Source organism: Actinotignum sanguinis (assembly GCF_030230305.1).
Lineage (GTDB): Bacteria > Actinomycetota > Actinomycetes > Actinomycetales > Actinomycetaceae > Actinotignum > Actinotignum sanguinis.
The window spans coordinates 255,748-265,818 of record NZ_JASPCQ010000001.1 but is presented as its reverse complement, the minus strand read 5'-3'; the positions used below and the strand labels follow the sequence as shown (position 1 = coordinate 265,818).

The 10,071-nt window shown below is 60.3% G+C and carries 10 protein-coding genes and 1 pseudogene; 9 read left to right on the top strand and 2 right to left on the bottom strand.

The window, feature by feature from the left end:
• Together QP828_RS01195 and QP828_RS01190 are read left to right on the top strand one after the other, a co-directional pair.
• Positions 1-735, top strand: a pseudogene (locus QP828_RS01195) (YfcC family protein); the annotation flags it as partial.
• A gap of 214 nt (positions 736-949) precedes the next feature.
• Positions 950-1,915 (top strand): helix-turn-helix transcriptional regulator, encoded by a 966-nt coding sequence (locus QP828_RS01190; protein WP_284891096.1) that lies wholly within the window; start codon positions 950-952, stop codon positions 1,913-1,915.
• Between the two features lie 33 nt (positions 1,916-1,948).
• On the opposite strand, the gene QP828_RS01185 is transcribed toward QP828_RS01190, so the two are convergent.
• The gene (locus QP828_RS01185; RefSeq protein ID WP_284891095.1) at positions 1,949-2,761 is read right to left on the bottom strand and encodes an isochorismatase family protein; all 813 of its coding nucleotides are present in this window, start codon (positions 2,759-2,761) and stop codon (positions 1,949-1,951) included.
• A 197-nt stretch (positions 2,762-2,958) separates the two neighbouring features.
• Here QP828_RS01185 and metG point away from each other — a divergent pair, with 197 nt between their 5' ends.
• Both metG and QP828_RS01175 read left to right on the top strand, forming a co-directional pair.
• A complete protein-coding gene (gene metG / locus QP828_RS01180) occupies positions 2,959-4,785 on the top strand; it encodes a methionine--tRNA ligase (protein ID WP_284891094.1) in 1,827 nt (608 codons plus the stop codon).
• A 61-nt stretch (positions 4,786-4,846) separates the two neighbouring features.
• Entirely contained in the window at positions 4,847-5,848 is a 1,002-nt protein-coding gene (locus QP828_RS01175) for a TatD family hydrolase (protein WP_284891092.1), read from the top strand.
• Between the two features lie 46 nt (positions 5,849-5,894).
• Here the strand turns inward: QP828_RS01175 and QP828_RS01170 are convergent, their stop codons facing one another.
• Positions 5,895-6,788 carry a hypothetical protein gene (locus QP828_RS01170; RefSeq protein WP_284891091.1) on the bottom strand — a complete coding sequence of 298 codons (894 nt, stop codon included), beginning with the start codon at positions 6,786-6,788 and terminating at the stop codon, positions 5,895-5,897.
• A gap of 329 nt (positions 6,789-7,117) precedes the next feature.
• Here QP828_RS01170 and QP828_RS01165 point away from each other — a divergent pair, with 329 nt between their 5' ends.
• From QP828_RS01165 to QP828_RS01145, 5 genes are all read left to right on the top strand, one after another.
• A complete protein-coding gene (locus QP828_RS01165) occupies positions 7,118-8,257 on the top strand; it encodes a resuscitation-promoting factor (protein ID WP_284891082.1) in 1,140 nt (379 codons plus the stop codon).
• 109 nt (positions 8,258-8,366) lie between these two features.
• Complete coding sequence (locus QP828_RS01160) at positions 8,367-8,558, top strand: hypothetical protein (protein ID WP_284891080.1); 192 nt, start codon at positions 8,367-8,369, stop codon at positions 8,556-8,558.
• Entirely contained in the window at positions 8,555-8,959 is a 405-nt protein-coding gene (locus tag QP828_RS01155) for a Fic family protein (protein WP_284891079.1), read from the top strand. The genes QP828_RS01160 and QP828_RS01155 overlap by 4 nt, the downstream gene beginning before the upstream one ends.
• A 29-nt stretch (positions 8,960-8,988) precedes the next feature.
• Positions 8,989-9,309: a hypothetical protein gene (locus QP828_RS01150; RefSeq protein ID WP_284891077.1), complete on the top strand. Its 321-nt coding sequence runs from the start codon at positions 8,989-8,991 to the stop codon at positions 9,307-9,309.
• A gap of 70 nt (positions 9,310-9,379) precedes the next feature.
• Positions 9,380-10,015 (top strand): ATP-binding cassette domain-containing protein, encoded by a 636-nt coding sequence (locus tag QP828_RS01145; RefSeq protein WP_284891076.1) that lies wholly within the window; start codon positions 9,380-9,382, stop codon positions 10,013-10,015.
• Positions 10,016-10,071 lie beyond the last annotated feature (56 nt).

Genomic DNA, 10,071 nt, shown 5'->3' with positions numbered 1-10,071 from the left:
AAGTCCTATGTGTACGAAGATCACGAAGCTTTTGAGAAGCAGTGGGCGATGACCACCCACTCGGATGATGTGCCAGCCTTCAACTGGCAGAAGAAACTCATCCTCGTGCTCTTCGTCTCCGCCTTCCCGATTATGGTGTGGGGCGTCATGGCTATGGGCTGGTGGTTCCCGACCATGGCGGCATCCTTCCTCACCATCACCATCGCGGTTATGGCGATTTCCCTCTTCGGGAAGGACCGGCTCAATGAGAAACAGCTGACGGACGCCTTTATCGAAGGATCTTCGAGCCTGGTGGGCGTCTCGCTTATCATCGGGCTGGCGCGCGGCATCAATATCGTGATGAACGACGGGCTGATTTCGGATTCGCTGCTCCACTCGGCAACGAACCTGGTCTCGGGGATGTCCGGCCCGCTCTTCATCATTATTATGCTGCTGATCTTCTTCGTGCTCGGTTTTGTGGTGCCTTCCTCCTCCGGTTTGGCCGTGCTGGCCATGCCGATTATGGCGCCGCTGGCCGATGCCGTGGGTATCCCGCGGTGGATCATCGTTTGTGCGTATCAATGGGGTCAGTACGCGATGCTCTTCCTGGCACCCACGGGCCTGGTCATGGCAACCTTGCAGATGCTCGATATGAAGTACCAGCATTGGTTCCGCTTCGTGTGGCCCATGGTGCTCTTCGTGCTCGGCTTCGGCGGGGCGGCCTGCGTGGCTCAGGTGCTTATCTACGGCGCATAGGCGCGAAGAATACGGCTAAAAATAGCCGAAACGCGTGGCTCCGGCGGCCTTGGTACCGCCGGGGCCACCGCGTGCATTCCACGGCCCGGGATTTCCGGTAGCGGCGGTTAATGCTTTTATAATGTGACGGTACGGCGCGAGGCACTCGCGCTCGCGATCCCGCGTGGTGGGCGACCGTGGTGGAATCGCGTGGTGAAGGCGACGGAGCTATGCAATGACGATTGGGCTGTTTTATTACACCTGGATGGTGGGACTCTTCATCCTCATGGGTTCGGCGACGGCGCTTGCGTGTTATCTCGTTTCGCGCCGGCGCATGTTTTTGTGTTGCGCCGCACTTTTTCTCGTCTATTTTTTCGACGTCGCAACCGTGGCCCGCACGGACTTCACCCACCCACGCAATATTGACAGCGTTTACCACATTACCGCGCCCGTGGAATCGATTACCCTGGGCGCGCTACTCATGGGCCTTATCTGGCTTACCTACGCCACGTTCATGACCGAACCGGAAGTGAAAGTGGAGTGGCGCAGTGCCCTTATCCCGGCCGGGATTTTCGTTGTGGGGAGCGCTGGCGCCTTAATGATTCCCGACCCGGGCTGGCGGGAATTTGTGTTCTTCTCTATGCGAGGCATCGTGGTCATAGGGATCCTCAGTGCGGCAACGTGGAATTACCTGCGTGCCACCACCGGGGTAGAGAAAATCCGCCAGCGCCGCCACCGGTGGCTCTACGTCACCACCTGGGTGACGGTACTGGGGACCTTCGCCTGGAATATTACGTTCATTTTCCTCGTGGCACCCCAGGCGCATAGCGCTTCCGCGCTCGCCTTCCTTCCCGAGCGCAATTTCCTGGAAAACCTCATGTATATCTGCTGGGTCATCCACGTGATGCGTTTCGGGGTGCGGGTGCTGCGCATCCACTTCGACCGGCCCCCGGAAACCGTCAACCACCTGGAGGAAGATTTCATCGAATCCTCCCTGGTGTTCTATTCCCAGGCGCGCGGACTATCGAAGCGCGAAGAAGAAGTACTCGGCTACCTTATGCGCGGGAAAACAAATGCCCAGATCTCCACTGAGCTCTACCTGTCTCCCTCCACTGTGAAGGTACACGTGCACAATATCCTCAAGAAAAGCCAGGTAGCTAACCGTGAGGAGCTGGTGAAAGATTTCTGGCGCTCGGTTTAGCGGGCCGCTTGCGGGCCGGCTGGCAGACCCGCGTTATTTCGCGGAGTCCATTCCGGGGCGGTAGTCGATATCGGAGAAATCGAAATCGGACTCATTGACTTCATCCGAAAAGTCGATATCTTCATCCTCTTCGGCGTAGTCGTCGAAATCGTCGTCATCGTAGAGCTCGTAATCTTCGTCGAGGTGCTCGAGTTCTTCCTCGGCAGCTGCTGCGTCGTCGTACGGATCATCGAATTCATCCGGCGCCTCAGACTCTTCGTAAAAACCGAAAGCTTCTGAGGATTGCAGCTGCTCTACGCCCGCTTCGTCCATCTCTACGCGGGCCGCGGCCCCGAGTTCCGGGGAGGTGGGCACGGTGAGGTCGGAAAAAACGCGGGTGCGGAAACCGTTACGGACCGCATCAATCGCGGTAGCGCGCACGCAATGCGATTCGGCAATACCCACCACGTCGACATCCGTGACCTCGGCGGTGCGCAGCACGTCTTCGAGGAGATTGCCTTGCGGATCGGTGCCCTCGAAACCTGAATAGCCCGAGGCGTACTGGCCCTTCTTGAACTGGACGTCAATGGGAAGAGCCGCGATGGATTCGTGCAGCTCCGCCTCCGGGGTATCGGCCACACCGTGGGGCGGCCAGCTATCCACAAAATCCGGATTTTCGGAAAAATGCGGGCCCGGATCAATATGCCAATCCTGGGTAGTGGCGATGAGAGCGTATTCCTCGGCGTTATCGGTGACAAAATCTGCAATGCGTTCGGCAACGGCGTTACCGCCATCTACCCCGAGGCTGCCGCCCTCGCAGAATGTGGGTTGTACATCAACAATGATGAGTGCGCGGGTCTCATCCATAGTCATCCTCCTGATGAAGCGGGTCATCACGCGGTGCGCGGCGGCCGGATGGTCAATCACTGTGGGAGCACCGCGCCCTTATAGTTTAGGCGCGGGGATGCGGGCGCGCTAGCGGGCACGCTTGCCGGTACGCACGCAGGCACGCGTGGTAGCCAGCTAGCGGGCGCGCTCGCCGACACGCTAGTAGAATGGTGGCTATGACTCATATTCTCTCCGCTGTTGCCTGGCCGTATGCCAACGGCCCGCGCCATATTGGTCACGTTGCTGGATTCGGTGTTCCCTCGGATGTGTTCTCTCGCTATATGCGCATGGTGGGGGAGGATGTCCTCATGGTCTCGGGTACCGATGAGCACGGCACCCCGATTTTGGTTTCGGCCGACGCGGAAGGAATCACCCCGGAAGAACTCGCGGACCGCAATAATCGCATTATTGTGGAGGACCTCGTGGCGCTCGGGCTTTCCTATGACCTGTTCACCCGCACCACCACGGTTAATCACGAGCGGGTTGTGCAGCAGATGTTTGAGGTATGCCGCGATAACGGCTATATGGTGGTGCACTCCACCCCGGTTGCCTTCGATCCGGAAACCGGGAACACTCTCCCGGATCGCTATATTGAAGGCACGTGCCCGCTGTGCGGTAACACCTCCGCACGCGGGGACCAGTGCGATAGTTGCGGTAACCAACTCGATCCGCAGGATCTTATCGACCCTGTTTCGAAGGTTTCCGGGAAAACCCCGCAATTCCGCGAAACCGAGCATTATTTCTTGGATTTGCCGGCGCTCGCGGAACGCCTGGGGCAGTGGCTTGATGAGGTGGAAGAATCTGGGAAGTGGCGCCCGAACGTTATCTCATTTTCCAAGCACCTTCTGGAGGATGTACGCCCGCGTGCCATGAGCCGGGATATTAGCTGGGGCATTCCGGTACCCGGGTGGGAAGATCAGCCCTCCAAGCGCCTTTATGTGTGGTTCGACGCCGTTATCGGCTACCTATCCGCCTCTATTGAATGGGCTCGCCGGCGTGAAGCGCGCGGAGTGGGGAGCCGGGAGGATTGGCGGGCCTGGTGGAATGATGCGGAGGCCCGCTCCTACTACTTCATGGGGAAGGATAATATTGTTTTCCATTCCCAGATCTGGCCGGCCGAACTTCTCGCCTATAACGGGGAGGGGAGCCGCGGCGGCCAGCCCGGGGCTTTGGGCACGCTCAACCTGCCCACCCAGGTAGTGGCTTCGGAATTCCTCACCATGGAGGGTAAGAAGTTCTCCTCATCCAAGGGTGTGGTTATTTACGTGCGTGATGTGCTTTCGCGTTACCAGCCCGATGCGCTGCGCTACTTTATTTCCATTGCCGGCCCGGAAACTTCCGATGCTGATTTCACCTGGGCGGAATTTGTGCGGCGTAATAATTCCGAGCTGGTGGCCGGTTGGGGGAACCTCGTCAACCGCACCGCGGCCATGATTGCCAAGAACTTCGGGGAAATCCCGGCGGCCGGGCCGCTCGAGGATGTGGACCGGGAGCTCCTGGAGGTGGTGGAAGCTGGATTCACCACCGTGGGTGATGCCATTGCCGCGCACCGCCAGCGCGCCGCGCTCACGGAAATTATGCGGCTGGTGGGGGAGGCCAACGGCTACGTTTCCGCCACAGAACCCTTCAAGATGAAGGATCCTTCCCAGCGTGAACGCCTGGGCACGGTGCTGCACACCCTCATCCAGGTGGTTTCTGATCTCAATACCATGATGAGCGTATTCCTTCCGCATTCCTCGAATACGGTGGATCGGGTGCTGGGCGGGGCCGGTGATATTGCCCCGATGCCGCGCCTGGAAGAAGTCACCGACCTGGATTCCGGTAAGCCCTACCCGATTATTACCGGGGATTATTCCGATCCGCATCCGTGGGCGCGGGTGGAAGTGCAGGTTGGCACCCCGATCTCGAAGCCGTCGCCGGTCTTCGCCAAGCTGGATACCAGCGTGGTTGATGAGGAACTGGAGCGCCTCGAGTCGTTGTTGAGGGCTAAGCGTGTGCAATGAATCGGTACGGGGCGGGGCCGCGCGTGACGCGGCACCGAATGGAGCGGTTCCGAATGGTGCCGTGCGCAATGAATTAGCGCCGGAAGAATTCGCGGCCCTCTCCGCGAAGGAGAAAAAGCGGGCCCGCCGCTGGTACCTGCCCGATGCTCCGGCCCGGCTTGCCGGCCCGGTTATCGATAACCACACCCATATTTGGGTGCCGGCTGGGGAGGGGCAGGCCGGCGGCTCGGGTCCTGCTCTTACCCCGCCGCGCGGGCGAATGCTGCCGAGCGAGGAAGCTGCCGCCATGGATGCCGCCGGGGTCTGCCACGCGATTACCTGCGCCTGCGAGGTCCCGGATCTGCTGCCAACGGTTGCGGTAGCGGAAGCGGACCGCGCCCATTTTTCCGCCGCGCTCGCGATTCATCCCAATGAGGCCGCCCGGCACCGCGGGATCACCGCGACCGGCCCGGATGGTTTAGCCCAGGAGCTCGCCGCACACCATGCCCTCAGCCTGGAGGATGCCATCGGCAGGGTGGCGGAGGCGGCCCGCTCCAGCGCCGTCGTTGCTATTGGGGAAACCGGGCTCGATTATTTCCGCACTTCCGAGGAGGGCCGCGCTGCCCAAATCGAGGCGTTCCGCGCTCACCTCGCTCTCGCGCGCGAGCTTGACCTGCCCGTTCAGATTCACGACCGCGAAGCCCACGCCGATTGCGTGGAGGTGCTGCGCCGTGACGGTGCCCCGAGTCGCGTAGTTTTCCACGCTTTTTCCGGCGACGCCGCGCTTGCCGAGCTGTGCAACCAGGAAGGCTGGTACGGAAGTTTTGGTGGGCAAATGACCTACCCGGCCAATGATGAGCTCCGCGCGGCCTTCCAAGCTTTTGATCCAGCGCTACTCCTCGCGGAAACGGATGCCCCCTACCTCACGCCGGTGCCCTGGCGCGGCCACCCAAACGCCCCCTACGTGATGGCGTGGACGGTGCGTTTCGGAGCTGAACTACGCGGCATGAGCGAAGCACAATGGTGCGCCCAGCTCCTGGAGAACACCGGGGCGGTGTACGGGGAACTGGGCGCGGCCTTTTAGGTTTGGGGTTTAGCCGGTGCTACGGCTTAGTTAGCTCTGCGGCTCCCTAGCTCTGCGGGCTTTCAGATTCGGGAGTTTGGGTGGAAGGCTCGCTTTGGGCAGTTGGCGCGGCTTGGTCGGAAGGCTGCTGCGCTTGCGGCTGCCCGCTACCTTGCGCAAGGAATCCCTGCTGTGCATAATCCTGCCGGCCGTAATTCTGGCCGTATGCCTGCTGCCCGTAGGCTTGCTGGCCGTAGGCTTGGCGGGACTGCTGGGCGTAAGGCTGCTGGCCCTGATATTGAGCTTGACCCGGGTAGCCCTGGCCGTAGCCCTGCGGGTACCCCTGCATCGGCGCGCCCTGTGCCGGGTACCCCTGCGCCGGATAGCCCTGCCCGTAGGGCTGCGCTGCGGGATAGCCGGGATAGTTTGGATAGCCCGGGTACGCGGGGCGCGCGGATTTCTTCGCGGACGTCCCCGCAGCCACACCCTGAGTGATCCCCACCAGCGCCAGAACCAGGGCCAGTGCGCCGGTCACCCAGAAAAGCACAGTGTACTGCGCCCCGAATTCGCGTAGCGCACCCACCGAACTATCCAAGGAGAGCGCCACGAGCCCACCCAGGGTGATCGCCCCGCCCAGCGGCGCCATCCACGAAAAAGCCTGGGCTGCCCGGCCAGCGGTGAACAAACCGAGCACTCCCGCCAGTAGCGCGAGGAGCAGACCGAAACCGTACAGAATCACGGGCAGCCACACGCCACCCGGATGCGCCAGACCAAATATAGAGGCGTTATCCTCCCCCATAGCTAGGGCCGGTGTGAAACACAAAATAATAAGAGCGATGCTCAGCACGGTGGTAAGAGCCGCCAGGCCGCGCAGTGCGCCGGTGCCACGCTTTGATGCGGAGGGAACGGGGTAGCTCGGAGGGACAGGCTGCTGTGCGTATCCGGGATATTGAGTGCTCATAGCCTTAAATGTAATCGATGTAACGCCCGCGCTGGGGGCGCGTTAGCTATGTCTCCCTGCCAGGGCCTCCCCAGCCCTACCCGGCAATGTGAAATAACGCTCAGATTACGGTGCGTCAGCTGGCGTCGTCGTCGTACCACGCACGCAAAAACCGCGAGAATTCGCGGAAAAGTCACGCGAGCACCATGTGAGCGTTCTTGAAAATCTCAAGAAAAACGAGCCTTCCCCTCCGAATCATTGTCCAAATGTTACGAAATGGTTACACTCGATATAGTTTCGTTATAAAAGTGAGGCCGGAGGGTACTCGCGCAAGCAACGGAGGAAGTTTAGTGGGGCGTCACAGCGCACAGGGAATGGGACTCGAGCAATTCGTTCGGGCTGAGGTTCGTACCCCGGGTCCGCGGTCGCGGGCTCTCATGATGGAACGCGGCGCGGTGAGCGAGGCGGTTCAGGCCGCGTTGGCCATTCGGCCGCAGGCCACCGGTACCGCATTCCAGGCACCCGCCGCGGTGGAGGATTCTGCCGCGAACGCCCAGCTCAACGCGTTCCCGCTTAGTCGGCGCGGGGTTGCTGCGCTCGGGGCCGTGCTGCTGGCCGGTAGCGGTATTGGCCTGATGTCGCATATGTCGATGCCCGCCAATGCGTACGCGGATGGTTTCCCGGTGGCTCGCGCGGCCGGCGCCACGGTTTCCGAATACTCTTTCACCGTTAATTTTGAAGGCGAAGAACGCACCCTCACCACCACGGCGGGCACCCTCGGGGATGCGCTGCAGGAAGCCGGGATCACGGTTTCTGGGGACGACGTTGTTTCGCAGAGCCTCGCCGCGCCGGTAACGCCCGGCTCCAAGGTCACCATCACCCGGGTGGAAAAGCGTGTGGTCACCGAAGAAGTCGTGGACGCGCACGGTTCCACCAAGGTGGACGACGCCGCGCTTGCCAAAGGCACCACCAAGGTGGAAACAGAAGGCAAGGATGGCATTTCTGCCAATACCTACGAAATCCGGGTGGAAAACGGTAAGGAAGTTGCTCGTACCCTGACCTTCTCCGCGGTCAAGCAGGCCCGCGTGGATGAAGTGGTCAAGGTAGGGACTTCGGAAAGTGCCGCCGCGGTGGCGGGCGCGAGTGCTGATGGGAGTGGCGCGGCCTCGGTGGCCAGCGTGGTTCCGGCCGGCACCGCCCAGGAAATTGCCTCGGGTATGCTCTCCGCCTACGGCTGGGGTCAGGACCAGTTCTCCTGCCTGGTCACGCTGTGGAACCGGGAATCGAATTGGAATCACCTGGCGGAGAACCGCTCCTCGGGGGCCTACGGTATTCCGCAGGCGCTGCCCGGCTCCAAGATGGCCTCCGCCGGCGCCGATTGGCAGACCAATCCCGCCACCCAGATCCGCTGGGGCCTGGGCTATATTGAGGGCCGCTACGGCAGCCCCTGCGCTGCGCTCGGGCATTCGAACTCCCGCGGGTGGTACTAAGCCTGTAGCGCTAAGCCTGCAGCCCTGATCCGTTACGTAACCGGTACGCAACTGCCGCTACTCAAGAGCGGTATTGCGCTGGTGCCGGGGGACTTATACGCTCATGATTATGAGCGCCACGATAACGATTAGTGAAAAACTAGCGCGCGATATTGCGGATATCGCGGCTCACTACGGAATGCGCGAAGAGCAGGTGTTACGCGAAAGCCTGGCGGCTCTTCGCAGCGAGCTTGAGGTCGCTGACCAGCTTGATGCACTGTATTCCAAGCGCGCTACCGCGATGGAGCGTTTGGGAAATTGAGGCGGCTCAACGAATGCGCGGTGGAACGCTGGTTGGCGCGGCGTGGATTTTATGTGCGCTCCCGGGCGGGGCTGCGCTCCTGCTTCCAGGGTGCCTTCGGGAAAATGTACGGGGTGGAACTGTACCCGAGTCCGCACGAAAAAGCCGCGAAAATCCTGCTGGAAGTAGAAACCCAGCATCCGCTTTTTGACGGAAATAAGCGGCTCGGGGCGCTGCTATGCGAAGCGATCCTCAACGAGTTCGGCTTCGCATTGATGATGAACGACGACGCGCTAGCTGACATGTGTTTCGCTGTCGCCGGAGGTCAATTACGGGATCTGGAACAGATAGCCGAGTTACTCGAAGAGAATTCGCGGCCGGGGTTTGTTAATGATTTGCATCCAGCACCGAAAGCTGAATAAACGTGACTATCGGGGTATACAGTTACACCATGAATGTGGTGAGAAGCACGGTGTTGGCCGGTGGGATGACGCTTATCTCGATGGTCGGGCTGCGGTCAGCCGGTCTACCCTGGTACGCCTGGGTTATTCAATTTGTGATTCTCGTGGGGGCCGGGTTGGCGTGGGGGAAATTCCTGGTTGGAGAATCTGCGGAATCTGGGTACACACAGGATTTTGAGACTTCCGGGGGTTCACCGGATTCCGGGGGTGTAGCTGGCCGGCAGCAGCGCCGCGCACTCGCCTTGCTGATCGGGGCAGTGGCTGCTGTGGTCCTTATTCTTGTGTATCTCTGCTTGGTTATGTGGGCGTGACCAACCGGGGGTAGGGGCCTTATAAGATCGCATGCTCCGTAAGTAGCTGTTTGAAGGGAGGCGGTTAAAAATGGATTGTAAGACCCTCATAGGTTTTGAAGCTGTGAGCTTGGTGTATTCGGTAGCTGGCAAGCCTAATAAGGTTATTTTTGATGATCTTACTTTCTCGGTGGAGCCCGGGAGCATTATGGCGGTAGTTGGCCGCTCGGGCTCGGGGAAAAGCACCGTCCTCGATGTGGCGTATGGAAAGCTGCCTCCCAGTTCGGGAAGGGTCTCCTGGTGCGATAGGGATCTCAGTTCTTTGCGTGAAAGCGAAGCGCAACATATCCGGCGCGCAAATATTGGGTACGTGGACCAGAAAGCGCTTTTACTAGGCGACCTAACTGTCCTCAAGAACGTTATGTGCGGGGGCGTTGATAAGACCACTGCACACTCATGGCTGGAAAAGCTTGGCGTCGCAGATATTTCGGAAAGCCGGGGAGCGAAGATTTCGGGTGGTGAAGCTCAGCGGGTAGCGCTGGCACGAGCGCTTGCAAAGCAACCTGATCTACTGATCTTGGATGAACCCACCTCGTCGCTCGACCTGGGAAACGCGCACGTGGTTGCCGAGATCTTACAGTTGGAGGCACGGCGGGGAGCCGGTATTCTTGTCGCCACTCACGATGACGTGATTGGGGCCATTGCTGACACGAAAGTGACCCTGTAAATGTTCCGGCCCAGTTGGAAGCGCAGTTCTGTTTACGTGCTCATAGCGCTGTTTTG

What these genes read in the sequence shown, in the direction of transcription:
- QP828_RS01145 (WP_284891076.1), top strand. Translation starts at nt 9,380, where the DNA reads ATGGATTGTAAGACCCTCATAGGTTTTGAAGCTGTGAGCTTGGTGTAT.
- QP828_RS01185 (WP_284891095.1), bottom strand. Translation starts at nt 2,761, where the DNA reads ATGGATGAGACCCGCGCACTCATCATTGTTGATGTACAACCCACATTC.
- QP828_RS01170 (WP_284891091.1), bottom strand. Translation starts at nt 6,788, where the DNA reads ATGAGCACTCAATATCCCGGATACGCACAGCAGCCTGTCCCTCCGAGC.
- QP828_RS01160 (WP_284891080.1), top strand. Translation starts at nt 8,367, where the DNA reads ATGAGCGCCACGATAACGATTAGTGAAAAACTAGCGCGCGATATTGCG.
- QP828_RS01150 (WP_284891077.1), top strand. Translation starts at nt 8,989, where the DNA reads ATGAATGTGGTGAGAAGCACGGTGTTGGCCGGTGGGATGACGCTTATC.
- QP828_RS01190 (WP_284891096.1), top strand. Translation starts at nt 950, where the DNA reads ATGACGATTGGGCTGTTTTATTACACCTGGATGGTGGGACTCTTCATC.
- metG (WP_284891094.1), top strand. Translation starts at nt 2,959, where the DNA reads ATGACTCATATTCTCTCCGCTGTTGCCTGGCCGTATGCCAACGGCCCG.